The organism is Rhizobium sp. YTUHZ044, assembly GCF_051123975.1.
Classification (GTDB): domain Bacteria; phylum Pseudomonadota; class Alphaproteobacteria; order Rhizobiales; family Rhizobiaceae; genus Rhizobium.
In genome coordinates this window covers 1723396-1740281 of sequence record NZ_CP101426.1, presented here as the reverse complement: position 1 = coordinate 1740281, position 16886 = coordinate 1723396, and the positions used below count along the sequence as shown (strand labels likewise).

Sequence of the window (16886 nt, the reverse complement as noted above, 5' to 3'; positions counted from 1 at the left end):
CAGCGCCACGGTTTTCCACAGCCCAAAAAAATCGGCGAAAACTGTGATTTTTTCGCGCCTTGGCGCTTGCGGCTTTCGAAGCTGCTGACTATAAGGGCGCCACCACGAAGGAAGCGCCCTTCGTCTATCGGTTAGGACACCAGATTTTCATTCTGGGAAGAGGGGTTCGACTCCCCTAGGGCGTGCCACTCTACTTCCTTATATTCGCTCATCCGACAGCGTTTTTTCTCAACCATTCTATCTTGCCGGCGCCGCGTCGCAGATGCGCAGCTGAATGCGGCGTGCGCCTTGGTAATGTTCGGCGCCGAGCGAGCCTGCGACATGGAGGTTCGCGCCGCGTGAATTGATGAGAAGATCGCCGAGGCCGGTGTCGGCGGCGCGAAAGGCGATTCCATCGAGCCGCGAACCGTCCATCGCCTCCAGCGTCACCTTCACATGTTTCTCGCCGACAAGGCGCGCGTCTCGCACCCGATGCGCCGGTACGGCAAAGAGCGGCTGGGCGTGGCCGGAGCCATAGGGGCCAGCGGCTTCCAGACGGTCGATGAGTTCAAGCGTGGCGCCGCTCGCGCCGATCGCACCGTCTATCTTCAGCGTCTCGTTGGCGACGAGACTCGCCACCGTCCTTGCGGCCTTCTCGGTGAAGAAGGTCCTCAACCTGCCGAGATCGGCGCGCTCGACCGTCAGGCCAGCCGCCATGGCATGGCCGCCGCCCTTGACGAGGATGCCCTCCTCGACCGCAGCCCGCACCATCCTGCCCATGTCGAAACCATTGATGGAGCGGCCCGAGCCGGTGCCGCGGCCGGAAGGATCGAAAGCGATCGCGAAGGCGGGCCGCTTGAATTTCTCCTTCAGCCGCGCGGCGATAAGCCCGACGATGCCCGGATGCCACTTCTCATGGGCGGTGACGATGACGGAGGCGCCCTCGCCGTCGCCATATTCGGCAAGCGCCTCGGCTTCCGCCTCCTGCAGCATCATCGCCTCCATCGCCTGGCGTTCGCGATTGAGCTCATCGAGGCGCTGCGCGATCATTTCCGCCTCACCGGCATCATCGAGCGTCAGCAGGCGGCTTCCGAGTGCGGCGTCACCAATCCGTCCGCCGGCGTTGATACGCGGGCCGATCAGAAAGCCGAAATGATAAGGCGTCACGGGGCCCGCGAGCCCCGCCTTGCGGAAGAGCGCGGCAAGCCCGGCATTGCTCTGGTGCCGGGCAGCGACCAGCCCCTTCACCACATAGGCGCGGTTGAGGCCCTTCAGCGGCACGACATCGCAGACCGTCGCCAACGCCACGATATCAAGCCATTGCAGCAGGTCGAGCGCCAGGATGCGTTTGTTGCCGGCCGCGCGCAGCAGCCGCAATGTCGCGACCAGCACCATGAAGACGACGCCGGCTGCGCAAAGATGCCCCTGCCCCGACAGATCGTCTTCACGGTTCGGATTGACGAGTGCATGGCAGGGCGGCAGTTCATGTGTCACCTGGTGGTGATCGATGACGACGACATCGATGTTGCGCGCGGCGGCGGCCGCAAGCGCCTCGTGACTGGTGGAGCCGCAATCGACGGTGACGATCAGCCGGGCGCCGTTGTCGATCAGCTGGTTGATCGCCGCCGGATTGGGGCCGTAACCTTCAAAGATGCGGTCGGGAATGTAAATGTTTGCCTTGACGCCGAAATGATTGAGAAAGCGGAACATCAGCGCCGAGGAGGCGGCGCCGTCGACGTCGTAGTCGCCGAAAATCGCCACGCTCTCGCCGCGCTCGATCGCACGCACGAGGCGGGTTGCCGCCTTCTCGCAATCGGTCAGCGTGTGAGGATCAGGCATCAGGCTGCGGATCGTCGGATCGAGGAATTCGATCGCTTCGTCCACCGGAACGCCGCGTCCTGCGAGAACACGGGCGATCAGATCCGGCAGCCCATGAACCTGCGCCATGGCCAGCGCCCGGTTCTGGCCTGCCTGATCGAGTCTTGCAACCCAGCGATTGTCGAGCGCGGATTTCTCCACGCCGAGAAACGCGCGCTGTACCGGATCGACGAGATCTGCCATGCCCAACTCCGCTGACTTCATCTGTTCTTTCTACAGGAGCAGCGGAGATAACATAGCGATGGATTTGCAGACACGGATTTTTACCAGAAGATCAGCCAGACGATCACGGCGATGCCGCCGATCTGCACCAGCAGAACCGAAAACAGCGTCAGCAGGATAGCCCAGTTGCGGCCTTCCGTGTGTTCATCGTCAAGGGCCTCGTCATGGCTCTCGTCACGAATGTCAGGGATCACCGGCTTGAGGATGTCTGCAAACATATCAGGGCGGGCTGGCGGCACCTTGCTCGGGCTGCCATGCTCTTTTCCGGCGTGGCTGTCCTTGCTCATGAAATACTCCACGCCGACGACTCACCATCTATGGTTTTATTTATATCAATATTTCGGCATTTGGTAATATAACTTCCGTCAGGGAGACTGAACGAATCGAAAAAGCCGCCCTGCCAGAGACAGAGCGGCTCATGTGCCCAGCAGAAATGCTTAAGCTTCTTCTTTCGGCCGTTCGATGCGAATCACCTGCGGCTCGCCGAAGAGATAACCTTCCGACTTTATCGAGGCGACCGCCTTGCGCACGGATTCCTCCATCGTCGCATGGGTGACGAGGATGATCGTCTGGTGATGCGATGGGGCCAGGTGCTGCGTGGAGCGCTGGACGATCGATTCGAGCGAGATGTGGTTTTCCGCCATGCGGGTGGCGACGCTTGCAAAGACGCCGGTGCGGTCGAGCACAGTCAGGCGGATGAAATATCCGCCCTCGTGGCTCTGCATCTGCGCCTTGCGGTAAGGCTCCAGCGCCTTTGCGGGATGGCCAAGCACCGGCACGCGCTGAGCGCCCGGCTGGCTCTTGGCGATATCGGCGATATCGCCGAGCACGGACGAAGCCGTCGCTTTGCCGCCAGCGCCGGGGCCGACCATCAGCAGTTCGCCGAGTACGTCGGATTCAATTGCCACCGCATTGGTGACGCCGTCGACCTGGGCGATGACCGAATCGACCGGCACCATGGTTGGATGCACACGCTGCTCGATGCCGGTCTCCGTGCGCTGGGCGACGCCGAGCAGCTTGATGCGATAACCGAGCTCGGCGGCGGCGTGGATGTCCTCGATCGAGATATTGGTGATGCCTTCGAGATAGATGTCGTCGGCCGCGATGCGATTGCCGAAGGCAAGCGTCGTCAGAATAGCGAGCTTGTGGGCGGTATCGTTGCCCTCGATGTCGAAGGCGGGGTCGGCTTCGGCATAACCCAGCCGCTGCGCCTCCTTGAGGCATTCGGCGAAGGAAAGCCCCTCCTTCTCCATCTTGGTCAGGATGTAATTGCAGGTGCCGTTCATGATGCCGTAGATGCGCGAGACGGCGTTGCCCGTCAGCGATTCGCGCAGCGCCTTGATGACGGGGATGCCACCGGCGACCGCCGCCTCGAAATTCAACAGCGAGCCCTTCTCTTCCGCGATCGTCGCAAGCTCGACGCCGTGATAGGCGAGCAGCGCCTTGTTGGCTGTCACCACATGGAGACCACGCTGAAGTGCGGCGCGCACCGAGACGTTGGCAGCCCCTTCGGCGCCGCCCATCAGCTCGACGAAGACGTCGATATCACCCTTTTCGGCCAGATCCTCGGGCCGATCGAACCAGGTGACGCCGGAAAGATCGACGCCTCGATCCCGCGTCTTGTCGCGCGCGGAAACTGCGGTGATCGTAATCGGACGCCCGCAGGTGACGGCAAGCTCATTGCTCTTCTGCTGAATGATGCGGACAAGCGAGGCGCCAACGGTGCCTAAGCCCGCAATGCCGATTTTGAGGGCATCTGCCATGGATCGATCCTGAAATGTCCTGTGGCGGCAGCCGCCGAACGCGGCTGCCCAAGAGTTGGAATTAACGGTGGGCGTTGAGCGAGATGACGTTATGCATCGTCTCGTCTGCCGTCGACATGAACTTCTTGATGTTGCGCGCAGCCTGACGGATGCGGTGTTCATTCTCGACAAGCGCCAGACGGACATAGTCGTCGCCCATCTCGCCAAAGCCGATGCCCGGAGCAACGGCGACGTCGGCCTTCTCGACCAGCAGCTTGGAGAACTCAAGCGAACCGAGATGACGGAACTTTTCCGGGATCTTCGCCCAGGCGAACATGGTGGCTGCCGGGGGCGGCACTTCGAAGCCGGCCTTGCCGAAGCTTTCGACCATGACGTCGCGGCGGCGCTTATAGACGTTGCGAACTTCGGCAATGTCGGAGCCGTCGCCGTTCAGGGCATGCGTCGCCGCCACCTGAATCGGCGTGAAGGCGCCGTAATCGAGGTAGGATTTGACGCGGGTGAGCGCAGCGATCAGCCGCTCGTTGCCGACGGCAAAGCCCATGCGCCAGCCGGGCATGGAAAACGTCTTCGACATCGAGGTGAATTCGACCGTCACATCCATTGCGCCCGGCACTTCGAGAACCGACGGCGGCGGCGTGTCGTCGAAATAAATCTCCGAATAGGCAAGGTCGGACAGCACGATGATGTCGTGCTTCTTGGCGAAGGCGACGACGTCCTTGTAGAAATCGAGCGTCGCGACAAAGGCCGTCGGGTTCGAGGGATAGTTGAGGATCAGCGCCAGGGGCTTCGGGATCGAATGCCGGACAGCGCGCTCAAGCGGCGGAAAGAAGGTCTCGTCCGGCTCAACCGACATCGAGCGGATCACGCCACCGGCCATCAGGAAGCCGAAGGCGTGGATCGGATAGGTGGGATTCGGGCAAAGGATGACATCGCCGGGCGCGGTGATCGCCTGCGCCATATTGGCGAAGCCTTCCTTGGAGCCGAGGGTGGCGACCACCTGGGTATCCGGGTTGAGCTTGACCCCGAAACGGCGGGCATAATAGGCGGCCTGGGCACGGCGCAGGCCCGGTATGCCCTTGGACGAGGAGTAACGGTGCGTGCGCGGATCCTGTACGACCTCGCACAGCTTGTCGACGATCGCCTGGGGAGTCGGAAGGTCAGGGTTTCCCATGCCGAGATCGATGATATCGGCGCCGCCCGCTCGCGCGCTTGCTTTCAAACGGTTGACCTGTTCGAAAACATAAGGCGGCAAACGCCGGACTTTGTGAAACTCTTCCATTTCATTCCCCATGGAAAGGCGGCATTTTAAGCCGCGGTCGAAGTTCGTTCCGTCTTCCGGCGGCTGCGACACGAACTTCACAATCGCAGCGCCGTATTCATCAGACCCAAGCCAAGCGGCAAATCTTTGACGGAAAGGCCGCACAACCACGCATTATCGGGAAAATCGCATCTTCCGATCCATCCGGAAGGCTTTGCGTCCAAATTGCCTGAAAGGCAAGATTTATTTGGAGATTTCGGAGAGCGTCTGCGCGCCGTGCTCGGCAGCCAGGCGGCGCATTTCAGCGACCTTGGCCTGATATTCGGCTTCCGAGATCGCGCCGGCCTTGCGCCGGGCGGTAAGCGCGGTCAACTGATGCTGCAGTTCGGCCGCCTGCTCGTCGCTCATCTGGACATTGGCCGCCGTCAGCGGCGCGCCGAAATTCGGATAGCCGTCCGGTGATTTCGTCAGACCGCCCTCGACCGCCTCGCCCTTGGTTGCCGGCATGACGACGGCGGTCGGCGCCGCTCGCTTGGCGGCGGCTGCGGCTTTTTCCTCCGCCGTCAGATTGCATCCGGCAAGGGTCATCGCCGCCGCGGCGCAGATCAATGCGATGCGGTTGAAGGTTGCGATGCGCCGAATGCCGTTCTTGATCATGCCTCAAAATCCAGTTCTGATTGCCTCGACTGTTAAATTTGTCGCAGCCACAAAGCAATAGCACGAGCCGATGCGGGTGGAACTTGTTTTCTCGTTCGGTCACGATGTACAACAAACGGATAAAAAGAGTGCTGCCGCCGGAGGAAATGGTGACCGACAGCAAGCAGGAGCGTGGCGGCCAGAAGAATGGCGACAAGACCGGTTACGACGCGACCGATCTCGAACCCTATCTGCTGAAGGATCCCGAGACCATGGCGATGAATTTCGCCCGGGCGCTCGAAAATCTCGGTCAGGCCGCCTCGGCCTGGCTTGCGCCGCGCGAACGCGGCGAGATCACCGAAACCGCCATCGATCCCATGACCGACATGGTCAAGACGCTTTCCAAGGTCACCGAATACTGGATTTCCGATCCCCGCCGCACCTTCGAGGCGCAGACTCAGCTGATGTCGTCCTTCTTCGGCATCTGGATGCGCTCGATGCAGCGCGTGCAGGGCACGCGCGGGATGCAGGGCGAGCCCCTGCCGCCCGAGCCCGACACCCGCAAGGACAAACGCTTTTCCGACGAGGATTGGCAGAAAAATCCGTTCTTCGATTTCCTCCGCCAGGTCTATTTCGTCACGAGCGATTGGGTTGACAAGCTGGTGTCGGAGACCGACGGCCTCGACGAGCACACCAAGCACAAGGCCGGATTCTACGTGAAGCAGATCACGGCAGCGCTTTCGCCGAGCAACTTCATCGCTACCAACCCGCAGCTTTACCGCGAGACGATCGCAAGCAACGGCGAAAACCTGGTGCGCGGCATGAAGATGCTCGCCGAGGACATCGCTGCCGGGAACGGCGAGCTTCGCCTTCGACAGACCGACATGACGAAATTCGCCGTTGGCCGCGACATGGCGCTGACCCCGGGAAAAGTCATCGCCCAGAACGATATCTGCCAGATCATCCAGTACGAAGCCTCGACCGAAACCGTGCTGAAGCGGCCACTCCTGATCTGCCCGCCCTGGATCAACAAGTTCTATATTCTCGACCTCAACCCGCAGAAATCCTTCATCAAATGGTGCGTAGACCAGGGCCAGACCGTTTTCGTCATATCCTGGGTCAATCCGGATGCGCGTCACGCCGAGAAGGACTGGGGGGCCTATGCCCGCGAGGGCGTCGATTTCGCGCTCGAGACGATCGAGAAGGCGACCGGCGAGAAGGACGTCAATGCCGTCGGCTACTGCGTCGGCGGCACGCTTTTGGCCGCGACACTGGCGCTGCACGCCAAGGAGAAAAACCGGCGCATCAAGACCGCGACGCTCTTCACCACTCAGGTTGATTTCACCCATGCCGGCGATCTCAAGGTCTTCGTCGACGAGGAGCAGCTTGCCGCGCTCGAAGAGCATATGAAGGCGACCGGCTATCTCGACGGCACGAAGATGTCGATGGCCTTCAACATGCTGCGCGCTTCCGAGCTGATCTGGCCTTATTTCGTCAACAGCTATCTCAAGGGCCAGGAGCCCCTGCCCTTCGACCTCTTGTTCTGGAACGCCGATTCGACGCGCATGGCGGCGGCAAACCACGCCTTCTACCTGCGAAACTGCTATCTGCGCAATGCGTTGACGCAGAACGAGATGATCCTCGACGGCAAGCGCGTATCGCTGAAGGATGTGAAGATCCCAATCTATAATCTCGCCACACGCGAGGACCACATCGCGCCCGCAAAATCGGTCTTCCTCGGCAGCCAGTTCTTCGGCGGCAAGGTGGAATTCGTCGTCACCGGCTCGGGACATATTGCCGGTGTCGTCAACCCGCCCGACAAGAAGAAATACCAGTTCTGGACGGGCGGCCCGGCCAAGGGCGACTATGAGACCTGGCTCGAGCGGGCCACCGAGACGCCGGGATCGTGGTGGCCGCATTGGCAGGCGTGGATCGAGACGCAGGACGGCAGACGCGTTGCGGCGCGCAAACCCGGCGGCGATGCGCTGAACGCGATCGAAGAAGCACCGGGAAGTTATGTGATGGAACGCACCTGAGACGCCGGCAGGCATCTCTTTTTGGGACATCCCAAGAAACAGCGATATCGCGTAAACAAATTAGAAACCATAATTCGTCATCCTCGCGAAACAGTCGGAAGTCGCGGGCGGCCTAAATTCGGCCCCTTTGCGCCCTTACCGGCCCCGGCGAAGTTTTAGTCAGTCAGTGCCGCCGGCCTGCGTAGCGAGTTTGAAAGACGAGTGTAGTATGGCGTTTGCGGTAGGGACGTTGGATAACGTCGCCCCTCTTGGCGGATCTGCTTTGCGTTCGCGCAGATCTCGCGGTTTTCTTTACGGTGTCGTCGGCGCCGGGCTTTTAACCTCAACATGGCTGATCGCGACCTTGGCAACGATGCATTCGGTGGCCACGCCCTTTTCTCCACCCGATCGGCTGGCACAGATCGGGGCCGCCCCAAAGGTGGCGCCGTCAGCTCGCCTTGAGCGGTTGATCCATGTCGGCAAGGGTGACCGGCTGACAGCCTTCGACGCAAAGCCGAAGATGCCGCTGACGGCAAGCCTCATCCAGTCTCACGCCGAAAAGACTGCCGCCGCCGCAACGGCATTGGCAGCTCTTGCGAAAAGCAAGCGGCTCGTCACGGCCGCCGAGCAACCGGTCGTCGCCGCGATTTCCGACAGTGCCAAGTTCCGCAAGGATGATGCGATCGCGCTGCCGCCGGTCGAACTCGCCTCGGCAGAGATTGAAGAAGACGACAGCAACCGGATCATCGTCCCGTCGAAGGAGGCCGTCGCCGCAGCCCAACTCCAGGCGATGCTGGTGCTTGCCGATGCAGACCCCCGGCAGATCGCGCCGGCCCCGATCGAGCCGATCGCGTCTCCTGTCAGGACCGCCTCAGTTCCTGCAACGGAATCAGCACCGGTGGTGGTCGCAACGGCAGAGGATCAACCCTTCGATCTCGTCCTGTCGCCCGACGCAGGTTCCGTGCCGTTGCCGATGGCGCGTCCGGACGGACTCATCGGCAAACCGGCGCCGGCCGCCAAGGGTGCGCAGCGCTCAGCTGGGCCGGCCCTGGCCTATGCCCAGCCGAACTCGCCGATCGTGGACGATGAGGACGATGCCGTGCCGCGCTACGACAAGCCGGTCTTCTCGCCGAAACTGCGGGCAGGCGTCGCGATCTACGACATCGAAAACAGCACCGTCTACCTGCCGAACGGCGAACGGCTGGAGGCTCATTCCGGTCTCGGAAAGATGCGCGACAACCCGCGCTACGTGGATAAGAAGATGCGCGGACCGACGCCGCCGCACACCTATGTCCTCACGATGCGCGAGGCCCTCTTTCACGGTGTCGAAGCGCTGCGTTTGACACCGGTGGAAGGCTCGGACGCCATCTTCGACCGCGTCGGCCTGCTCGCCCACACCTATATGCTCGGCAAGAACGGCGATTCCAACGGCTGCGTTTCCTTCAAGGATTACAAGCGCTTTCTGGCCGCTTACAAACGCGGCGAGATCAAGCAGCTCGTGGTGGTGCCGCGGCTGAACAACAAGCCCGCCTCGACGCTCGCCTCGCTGTTTTCGTCGCGCAGCTAGTTTAGAGCTTTTCCGGGTTAGATTGAATCATTCTGTTGGCTCAAACGGAGTCGGATGGTCGACCGGCCGGCGCGCGTCGTAGCCCAGTTCTACGGCCAAGCCGGCCGGTCGATCAGCCGGCCCGTTTCAGCCAACCCGAAGGGCCGGGCATGCTTCCGCCAGGATCAAAGGCGATCGGCTCGGACGTACCTGGGGTATGCCCGCCGCCAATCGCCTTTGCCCTGACGAAAACCTGCTCCGGCAGAATGCTTCAATCTAACCCGGAAAAGCTCTGGGAGCAGGTGGGCAAGCAGCCGCTTGCCCCCGCAGCCCTACTTCAGCCAGACTGCTATCCGCTCCACCGCCTCGGCGATCTCGCCTTGCGAACCCGCATAGGAGAGACGCAATGTTCGATGTCCCTCCAGCGGATCGAAATCCAGGCCCGGCGTCGCCGCGACGTTGATTTCTGCGAGCATGCGTTTGGCAAAACCCATGCTGTCATTGGTGAAGCGCGAAACATCGATATAGGCGTAGAAGGCGCCGTCCATCGGCGAAGCGGGCGCAAGGCCGATCCTGGGCAGGCGGTCGAGCAGCAGCGCGCGGTTTGCGGCGTAGCTCGCCTTGACATGATCAAGCTCTTCGCTTGCGCCAAGCGCGGCCACCGCTGCAATCTGGGAGAGCTCGGGCGGCGAGATATAGAGGCTCTGCGCCACCCGCTCGATCGGCCGCACCAGGCGCTCCGGCAGCACCATCCAGCCGATTCGCCAGCCAGTCATGCAGTAATATTTGGAGAAGGAGTTGATGACGATCGCCTCGTCGGTCAGCTCAAGCGCGCTCGCCTCCTCCCCAGCAAAAGTCAGCCCATGATAGATTTCATCCGAGATGAAGGCGATGGATTGGGCCGCGCAGTAATCCGCAAGCGCCTTCAACCCGTCACGGCCGGTCACCGTGCCGGTCGGGTTGGCGGGGCTTGCGAGCAGCACGCCTTTGAGCCTGACGCCGCTTTGCTGCTGCGCCGCCTCGAGGCTCTCAGGTGTCAGGGTGAAGTGGGTCTCGGCCGTCACCGGCACTTCGAGAACCTTCAGCCCAAGCGCGCCGAGAATGTTGCGATAAGCGGGATAGCCCGGTCTCGCGATCGCCACGGCATCGCCGGCATCGAAAAGCGACAGAAAGGCAAGATTGAACCCTGCCGAGGAACCTGTGGTTATCGCGATGCGCTTGGGATCGATCTCCAGGCCGTGACGGTCCCTGTAGTGCCAGGCAAGTGCGGATTTCAGCCGCGCCATCCCCAGCGCATCCGTATAACCGATCCGGCCTTCGACAAGGGCGGCGCGTGCCGCTTCGAGCGCAGCTCGAGGCGCGGGATGCGAGGGCTGGCCGACCGCCATCGAGATAACGGCGTGACCCGCTGCCCGCCGCTTCGTCGCCTCCGCCAACACATCCATCGCATGAAAAGGCTCGACTTCGCTGCGTTTCGATATGGAAAACAAGATCGCTTCTCGCTTGGCTTCTTCGCTGTTGGCCAGACAATTGCCGCATTAATCGGCTCATCACAATCCCGCGAGGGCGGTGCAGGGATGAAAATTCCTGTTTGAACAGAACTCGACGCACCGTACCTTGACGCGACGCGTTCAAGTCCATAACCCGGCGACGGTTTTCTCGACCAAGACCACATCGCCGATGACGAGGATATCATGGCCTTCTTCCCGAAAAACTTCACCGCACTGGCGCTTGCCGCATCGATCGCGATCCCGTTTCCGGCCGCAGCGCTCGACGATCAGCAGAAGAAGGAGTTCGGCGAATTCATCAAGCAATATCTGATCGAAAATCCGGAGATCATGCTCGACGTCCAGGAGGCGCTGCAGAAGAAGCAGGAAGCCGCGCGGCTGGTGAAGGCCAATATGGCGATCGAGGAGAACACCGCGAACATCTTCAATTCAAAGGATGACGTCACGCTCGGCAATCCCAAGGGCGATGTGACCGTCGTCGAATTCTTCGATTATAATTGCACCTACTGCCGTCACGCGCTTCCCGATATGCAGGCGATGCTGAAGAAGGACACGAACGTCCGCTTCGTGCTCAAGGAATTCCCGATCCTCGGGCCGGATTCGGTTGCCGCCCACAAAGTGGCCGACGCTTTCCGCAGGCTGGCGCCTGCGAAATATGCCGATTTCCATATCGCCCTTCTCAGCAGCGAAGGCCGCGCCTCGGAAGAAAGCGCGATCGCCGTCGCAGGCTCTCTCGGCATCAGCGAAGACAAGATTCGTGCCGAGATGGCGAAGAGCCCGAACGATGGGATCGTTCAGGCGACCTATCAGCTTGCCTCCAGTCTCGGCATCAGCGGCACGCCCTCTTATGTCATCGGCAACGAGCTGGTCCCGGGCGCCGTCGGGCTCGACGATCTCGAAGCCAAGGTCAAGAACATGCGCAGCTGCGGCAAGACCGCCTGCTGAGGAATCAGACAGCCGACCGGCCGCTCATCAAACCGCCAGAATCGAAGCGTTGCAGCCATGTGGACAAATGTGGCGCGATTCCTGCCGGCCAACCCGTAAGGGCTTTCATTCAGCCCTCGCGGAGTCTATAGGTTGCCGTCGTGCATTTACGGAACATTCGATGACGCAAACGATTTTTGTCCTGAACGGGCCAAACCTGAACATGCTGGGCAAACGAGAGCCCGCGATTTATGGCGGCAAGACGCTCAAGGACATCGAGGCAGACTGCAAGGCAGCAGGGCGCGAGCTCGGCTTTGATATCGACTTCCGTCAGAGCAACCATGAAGGCACGCTCGTGGACTGGTTCCACGAGGCCGACGAAAAGGCCGCTGGCGTCGCCATCAATGCAGGCGCCTACACGCATACTTCAGTCGCGCTGCACGACGCGATCCGCGCTATTTCAATTCCCGTCATCGAACTTCACATATCCAACGTCCATGCACGGGAAGAATTTCGCCACGAGTCGATGATCGCGCCGGCATGCAAGGGCGTGATTTGCGGCTTCGGGCCTCACAGCTACATCCTGGCGCTCCATGCGCTGAAGAACATCACGGCATAAGAAGAAGACAGGGCAACACCATGGCTGAAAAGAAATCGGGTATCGATCAGGCACTGATCCGCGATCTCGCCAATATTCTCAACGAGACGGATCTGACGGAGATCGAGGTCGAGCAGGACGATTTGCGCATCCGCGTTTCGCGCGGCGGCACGCCGCAATACGTCCAGGCGCCGATCGCTGCACCGGCCTTTGCCGCTCCGGCAGCAGCCACCGCTCCGGCAGCGGCCGCTGCAGCAGCCGCCGCAGCACCCGGCCGCAACCCGGCGAATGTCGTCAATGCGCCGATGGTCGGCACCGTCTATATGGCACCGGCTCCGGGCGCACGTCCCTTCATCGAAATCGGCGCCACCGTCAAGGAAGGCCAGACGCTCATCATCATCGAAGCGATGAAGACGATGAACCAGATTCCTTCGCCCAAGTCAGGCAAGGTGACCGAGATCCTCGTCGACGACGGACATCCCGTCGAATACGGCCAAGCCCTCGTCGTCATCGAATAGGCCCAAGCCCATGATTTCGAAAATCCTCATCGCCAATCGCGGGGAAATCGCCCTTCGCGTGCTTCGGGCCTGCAAGGAGCTCGGCATCGCTTGCGTCGCGGTGCATTCCACCGCCGACGCCGATGCCATGCATGTGCGTCTTGCCGACGAAAGCGTGTGCATCGGTCCGCCCTCCTCGCGCGAGAGCTATCTCAACATCCACCAGATCGTCGCGGCCTGCGAGATCACCGGCGCCGACGCCGTGCATCCGGGCTACGGCTTCCTGTCCGAGAATGCCAAGTTCGCCGATATCCTCGAAGCGCACGGCATCACCTTCATCGGGCCGACGGCGGATCATATTCGTATCATGGGCGACAAGATCACCGCCAAGACGACGGCGCTGGAGCTTGGCATTCCCGTCGTTCCCGGCTCGGACGGCGAGGTGAAGACCGAAGAGGACGCGCTGCGGACGGCCGCCGAAATCGGCTATCCCGTGCTGATCAAGGCAACGGCCGGCGGCGGCGGGCGCGGCATGAAGGTCGCCAAGAGCGAGGCCGATCTGATCGAAGCCTGGTCGACGGCGCGCACCGAAGCGGCAGCCGCATTCGGCAACGATGCCGTCTACATGGAAAAATATCTCGGCAAGCCGCGCCACATCGAAATCCAGGTGTTCGGTGACGGTGAAGGCAACGCCATTCATCTCGGCGAACGCGACTGCTCGCTGCAGCGCCGCCACCAGAAGGTCTGGGAAGAAGCGAATTCGCCTGCGCTCAATGTCGAGCAGCGCATGAAGATCGGGCAGATCTGCGCCGATGCCATGAAGAAGCTGAAATATCGCGGCGCCGGCACGATCGAATTCCTCTACGAGAACGGCGAGTTCTATTTCATCGAAATGAACACCCGTTTGCAGGTGGAGCATCCGATCACCGAAGCGATCACCGGCATCGACCTGGTGCACGAGCAGATCCGCGTCGCCTCCGGCGGCGGTCTCTCGGTGACGCAGGACGAGGTGCACTTCTCCGGCCATGCCATCGAATGCCGGATCAATGCCGAGGACGCGCGCACTTTCGTGCCCTCGCCCGGAACGATCACCCATTTCCATGCGCCGGGCGGCCTTGGCGTGCGCATCGATTCCGGCGCCTATCAGGGTTACAAGATCCCGCCTTATTACGACAGCCTCATCGGCAAGCTGATCGTGCACGGCCGCACCCGTGTCGAATGCATGATGCGCCTGCGCCGCGCCCTCGATGAATTCGTCGTCGACGGGATCAAGACGACGCTGCCGTTGTTCCAGGATCTCGTCTCCAACCAGGATATCGCCAACGGCGACTATGACATCCACTGGCTGGAACATTACCTCGCCAACACGCCGGCGGCATAGGACAGGAATGGCAGGATCGCGCAGGAAGTCACCAGGCATAACCCCTGATATCCTCCTGCGCGCCTATTCCATCGGCCTGTTTCCGATGGCCGAGTCCGCCGACGACCCGGAGATTTTCTGGGTCGAACCGGAATTGCGCGGCGTTCTGCCGCTCGATGATTTCCATATCTCGAAAAGTCTCGCCAAGACGGTGCGCAGGAAACCCTTCGACATCCGATTCGATCACGCGTTCGACCAGGTGATCGCGGCTTGCGCCGAGGAAACATCGGGGCGCCCGAGCACCTGGATCAACCAGACGATCCGGTCGCTATATTCCACGCTGTTCGAAATCGGTCATGCCCATACCGTTGAAGCCTGGGACGGCGATCAACTGGTCGGCGGTCTCTACGGCGTCTCGCTTGGCTCGGCCTTCTTCGGCGAAAGCATGTTTTCACGCCGGACGGACGCCTCGAAAATCTGCCTTGTACACCTGGTCGACCGGCTGAGGGAAAAGGGCTTCACGCTGCTCGACACGCAGTTCACCACCGAGCACCTGAAGACGTTCGGAGCGATCGACGTGCCGAAGGCTGAATATGCGTTGCTGCTTGCCAGCGCGATGGAATCGCCACACCTGGAGTTTTGAGCGTGATCGTTTCATCCCTGCGTTGCTTTTCGAGCCGAATTGAGTAGGTTTGGCCTTGCAACGGGGGATAGAATTTTGAAACGATATTTTGCGGCCGCAATCCTTTTCGCCTTATTCACGGGTCAAGCCGAGGCACGCCCTTACCAGGAGATGTTCCCTGCCAGGGCTTTTTCGGACGCAGAAAAACCATTGCTGCAAAAGCTCGACTTTCAGCAGGGCGCGATCAAGCTGCCTGCTGCACAGGCAACGCTGAACATCCCCGAAGGCTTCTACTATCTCAATTCCGCGGATACGAAGAAGGTGCTGGTCGATATCTGGGGAAATCCGCCGCAAGCGGCGGAGGGAACGATGGGGATGATCTTCCCGGCGAAATACGCGCCGACCGATATCGAGGCCTGGGGTTCCATCGTCGAATACAGCGCCGACGGTTATGTCTCAGACGCCGACGCCGCCACGACCGATTACGATGAACTGCTGCAGAACATCAAGGATTCCATCCGCGAAAACAACGTCGAGCGCGAGAAGCAGGGTTTTCAAAAGATCACGCTTGTCGGCTGGGCCTCGACGCCGCATTACGACAAATCTGCGCATGCGATGCATTGGGCGCGCGATCTGCTGTTCGGCGATGATGCGCAAGCCCCGCATACGCTTAACTATTCCGTACGCGTTCTTGGTCGCCAGGGCGTATTCGAGTTCGATTTCGTTGCCGGCCTGAACCAGTTGAAGGAGATCGAGCAGGTCATTCCGACCGTGACGACGCTCGTGCAGTTCGACAAGGGAATGGCCTATACCGACTTCGTCGAAGGCGACAAGATCGCAGCCTACGGAATGGCCGGGATGATCGCCGCGGGTGCTGGCGCCAAGATCGCCGCAAAGGTAGGGCTCCTGGCGCTTGCCGCCGCCTTCCTGAAAAAGGCCGGCATCCTTATTGTCGTCGTGCTTGGCGGTGCGCTTCGGTTTGCCAAAGGTCTTTTCACCCGAAACAAGACACCCACGGCATAGGCTCGCGGCTTAACCAGGAGACGGCGCCGAAATTGTGAAGCTTTTTCGGAGCCTGTCCCAGCCGATATCAATCAGCGGGCTGTCGCCTTGTCCGGAGCCGGGACGTCCGAGCTTGTCTTGCACTCCTTCAGCCACACATCATAGATCGGGTGTTCGACAGCGTTGAGACCGGGGCTGTCGGCGAACATCCAGCCGGTGAAGATGCGGCGAATCTTGCGGTCGAGGGTGATCTCGTCGACCTCGACGAAGCCGTCGATCTTCTGAGCTTCGGCCTGGTCGCGTGAATAGCAGGCCTTCGGCGTCACCTGCAGCGCGCCGAACTGCACCGTCTCATTGACATAGACGTCGAAGGTCGTGATGCGCCCGGTGATCTTGTCGAGGCCGGAGAAGACGGCAACCGGATTTTCAATGCGTGCGGCATGCGCCGCAACCGGTGGAAGCAGAACCGAGAGCGCCAGCAGCGGTCCGGCGCCACGCAGGACCATGTTCCGCGTGAAGAGCTTCATGTGTACCCGTCTCCAGACATTTTCAGTTCACGGCCGCGGTCAAGCCCGGCCAACCTGCGGGTAAAGGTCAATTGTGGCCAAAAGCCGGGCTTGTGATCACCCGGCCGAGCCGTCTCAGTTGCCCGGCGTCCAGGCGTCGTAATCGCCGGTGACGCGCGGCCGCTCGCCGGGAACCGCGAGCGAGCCCGGCGGACGGTAAGCCTGCGGCGAACCGGTGAGGTTCGGACGATGCGCCTTCTGCCATTCCCTGGCGACGTAGTTTTCCTTGGACGGCGGAACATCGGTGCGATGATGCATCCAACCATGCCAGCCCGGCGGAATGGCGGAGGCTTCGGCATAGCCCTTGTAGATCACCCAGCGCTTCGGCAGACCATAGGAAGACATGCCGCCTTCATAATAGACGTTGCCGAATTCATCCTCGCCGACGCGCTTGCCAAAACGCCAGGTCGCAAAACGCGTGCCTATCGTCTGACTGTTCCACCAGGTGAAGATTTGAACCAGAAGATTCCGCATGTCTTTTCCTTGTGCCCGCCAGTGCGGGCCAAACCAGA

16 protein-coding genes and 1 tRNA gene are annotated in these 16886 nt (G+C 61.0%); 9 read left to right on the top strand and 8 right to left on the bottom strand.

Features of this window, described 5'->3' with window-relative positions:
• Nucleotides 1–113: 113 nt before the first annotated feature.
• Nucleotides 114–188, top strand: a tRNA-Glu gene (locus NL154_RS08630).
• 49 nt (nucleotides 189–237) lie between these two features.
• Here NL154_RS08630 and recJ read toward each other — a convergent pair.
• From recJ to NL154_RS08605, 5 genes are all read right to left on the bottom strand, one after another.
• On the bottom strand, nucleotides 238–2040 hold the full coding sequence (recJ, locus tag NL154_RS08625) for a single-stranded-DNA-specific exonuclease RecJ (protein ID WP_221146555.1): 1803 nt from the start codon (nucleotides 2038–2040) through the stop codon (nucleotides 238–240).
• An 80-nt stretch (nucleotides 2041–2120) separates the two neighbouring features.
• The gene (locus tag NL154_RS08620) at nucleotides 2121–2366 is read right to left on the bottom strand and encodes a hypothetical protein (RefSeq protein WP_210631537.1); all 246 of its coding nucleotides are present in this window, start codon (nucleotides 2364–2366) and stop codon (nucleotides 2121–2123) included.
• Between the two features lie 150 nt (nucleotides 2367–2516).
• On the bottom strand, nucleotides 2517–3842 hold the full coding sequence (locus tag NL154_RS08615; protein WP_221154969.1) for a homoserine dehydrogenase: 1326 nt from the start codon (nucleotides 3840–3842) through the stop codon (nucleotides 2517–2519).
• A gap of 61 nt (nucleotides 3843–3903) precedes the next feature.
• Entirely contained in the window at nucleotides 3904–5121 is a 1218-nt protein-coding gene (locus tag NL154_RS08610) for an LL-diaminopimelate aminotransferase (RefSeq protein WP_210631539.1), read from the bottom strand.
• A 222-nt stretch (nucleotides 5122–5343) separates the two neighbouring features.
• Nucleotides 5344–5757: a hypothetical protein gene (locus tag NL154_RS08605; protein WP_434733902.1), complete on the bottom strand. Its 414-nt coding sequence runs from the start codon at nucleotides 5755–5757 to the stop codon at nucleotides 5344–5346.
• Nucleotides 5758–5861: 104 nt separating this feature from the next.
• Between NL154_RS08605 and NL154_RS08600 the strand changes: the two genes are divergently transcribed.
• Together NL154_RS08600 and NL154_RS08595 are read left to right on the top strand one after the other, a co-directional pair.
• Entirely contained in the window at nucleotides 5862–7772 is a 1911-nt protein-coding gene (locus NL154_RS08600) for a PHA/PHB synthase family protein (RefSeq protein WP_434734160.1), read from the top strand.
• 208 nt (nucleotides 7773–7980) lie between these two features.
• The gene (locus NL154_RS08595) at nucleotides 7981–9318 is read left to right on the top strand and encodes a tlde1 domain-containing protein (protein ID WP_434733901.1); all 1338 of its coding nucleotides are present in this window, start codon (nucleotides 7981–7983) and stop codon (nucleotides 9316–9318) included.
• A 311-nt stretch (nucleotides 9319–9629) separates the two neighbouring features.
• Here NL154_RS08595 and NL154_RS08590 read toward each other — a convergent pair whose 3' ends face one another.
• Nucleotides 9630–10787, bottom strand: coding sequence for a pyridoxal phosphate-dependent aminotransferase (locus NL154_RS08590; protein WP_434733900.1), 1158 nt, complete (start codon nucleotides 10785–10787; stop codon nucleotides 9630–9632).
• 204 nt (nucleotides 10788–10991) lie between these two features.
• Between NL154_RS08590 and NL154_RS08585 the strand changes: the two genes are divergently transcribed.
• The 6 genes from NL154_RS08585 (at nucleotide 10992) to NL154_RS08560 (ending at nucleotide 15829) form a co-directional block, all read left to right on the top strand.
• Nucleotides 10992–11750, top strand: coding sequence for a DsbA family protein (locus NL154_RS08585; protein WP_210631543.1), 759 nt, complete (start codon nucleotides 10992–10994; stop codon nucleotides 11748–11750).
• Between the two features lie 160 nt (nucleotides 11751–11910).
• Nucleotides 11911–12348, top strand: a complete 438-nt coding sequence (aroQ, locus tag NL154_RS08580; protein ID WP_210631544.1) for a type II 3-dehydroquinate dehydratase — start codon at nucleotides 11911–11913, stop codon at nucleotides 12346–12348.
• A gap of 20 nt (nucleotides 12349–12368) precedes the next feature.
• Nucleotides 12369–12845 (top strand): acetyl-CoA carboxylase biotin carboxyl carrier protein, encoded by a 477-nt coding sequence (gene accB / locus NL154_RS08575; RefSeq protein WP_434733899.1) that lies wholly within the window; start codon nucleotides 12369–12371, stop codon nucleotides 12843–12845.
• A 10-nt stretch (nucleotides 12846–12855) separates the two neighbouring features.
• A complete protein-coding gene (gene accC, locus NL154_RS08570) occupies nucleotides 12856–14205 on the top strand; it encodes an acetyl-CoA carboxylase biotin carboxylase subunit (RefSeq protein ID WP_210631546.1) in 1350 nt (449 codons plus the stop codon).
• A 7-nt stretch (nucleotides 14206–14212) separates the two neighbouring features.
• Nucleotides 14213–14827 (top strand): leucyl/phenylalanyl-tRNA--protein transferase, encoded by a 615-nt coding sequence (gene aat, locus NL154_RS08565; RefSeq protein WP_434733898.1) that lies wholly within the window; start codon nucleotides 14213–14215, stop codon nucleotides 14825–14827.
• 75 nt (nucleotides 14828–14902) lie between these two features.
• Complete coding sequence (locus NL154_RS08560) at nucleotides 14903–15829, top strand: DUF2167 domain-containing protein (RefSeq protein WP_221146551.1); 927 nt, start codon at nucleotides 14903–14905, stop codon at nucleotides 15827–15829.
• 71 nt (nucleotides 15830–15900) lie between these two features.
• On the opposite strand, the gene NL154_RS08555 is transcribed toward NL154_RS08560, so the two are convergent.
• Both NL154_RS08555 and NL154_RS08550 read right to left on the bottom strand, forming a co-directional pair.
• Entirely contained in the window at nucleotides 15901–16335 is a 435-nt protein-coding gene (locus NL154_RS08555; protein ID WP_434733897.1) for a DUF2155 domain-containing protein, read from the bottom strand.
• 114 nt (nucleotides 16336–16449) lie between these two features.
• Nucleotides 16450–16848, bottom strand: a complete 399-nt coding sequence (locus NL154_RS08550) for an NADH:ubiquinone oxidoreductase subunit NDUFA12 (RefSeq protein ID WP_064712858.1) — start codon at nucleotides 16846–16848, stop codon at nucleotides 16450–16452.
• Nucleotides 16849–16886: the final 38 nt, after the last annotated feature.

Excerpts from the sequence above, each read along its gene's own strand:
- accC (WP_210631546.1), top strand. The coding sequence starts at position 12,856 with ATGATTTCGAAAATCCTCATCGCCAATCGCGGGGAAATCGCCCTTCGC.
- NL154_RS08600 (WP_434734160.1), top strand. The coding sequence starts at position 5,862 with ATGTACAACAAACGGATAAAAAGAGTGCTGCCGCCGGAGGAAATGGTG.
- NL154_RS08620 (WP_210631537.1), bottom strand. The coding sequence starts at position 2,366 with ATGAGCAAGGACAGCCACGCCGGAAAAGAGCATGGCAGCCCGAGCAAG.
- recJ (WP_221146555.1), bottom strand. The coding sequence starts at position 2,040 with ATGGCAGATCTCGTCGATCCGGTACAGCGCGCGTTTCTCGGCGTGGAG.
- aat (WP_434733898.1), top strand. The coding sequence starts at position 14,213 with ATGGCAGGATCGCGCAGGAAGTCACCAGGCATAACCCCTGATATCCTC.
- NL154_RS08610 (WP_210631539.1), bottom strand. The coding sequence starts at position 5,121 with ATGGAAGAGTTTCACAAAGTCCGGCGTTTGCCGCCTTATGTTTTCGAA.
- NL154_RS08550 (WP_064712858.1), bottom strand. The coding sequence starts at position 16,848 with ATGCGGAATCTTCTGGTTCAAATCTTCACCTGGTGGAACAGTCAGACG.
- NL154_RS08555 (WP_434733897.1), bottom strand. The coding sequence starts at position 16,335 with ATGAAGCTCTTCACGCGGAACATGGTCCTGCGTGGCGCCGGACCGCTG.
- NL154_RS08615 (WP_221154969.1), bottom strand. The coding sequence starts at position 3,842 with ATGGCAGATGCCCTCAAAATCGGCATTGCGGGCTTAGGCACCGTTGGC.
- NL154_RS08605 (WP_434733902.1), bottom strand. The coding sequence starts at position 5,757 with ATGATCAAGAACGGCATTCGGCGCATCGCAACCTTCAACCGCATCGCA.
- accB (WP_434733899.1), top strand. The coding sequence starts at position 12,369 with ATGGCTGAAAAGAAATCGGGTATCGATCAGGCACTGATCCGCGATCTC.
- NL154_RS08585 (WP_210631543.1), top strand. The coding sequence starts at position 10,992 with ATGGCCTTCTTCCCGAAAAACTTCACCGCACTGGCGCTTGCCGCATCG.
- NL154_RS08595 (WP_434733901.1), top strand. The coding sequence starts at position 7,981 with ATGGCGTTTGCGGTAGGGACGTTGGATAACGTCGCCCCTCTTGGCGGA.
- aroQ (WP_210631544.1), top strand. The coding sequence starts at position 11,911 with ATGACGCAAACGATTTTTGTCCTGAACGGGCCAAACCTGAACATGCTG.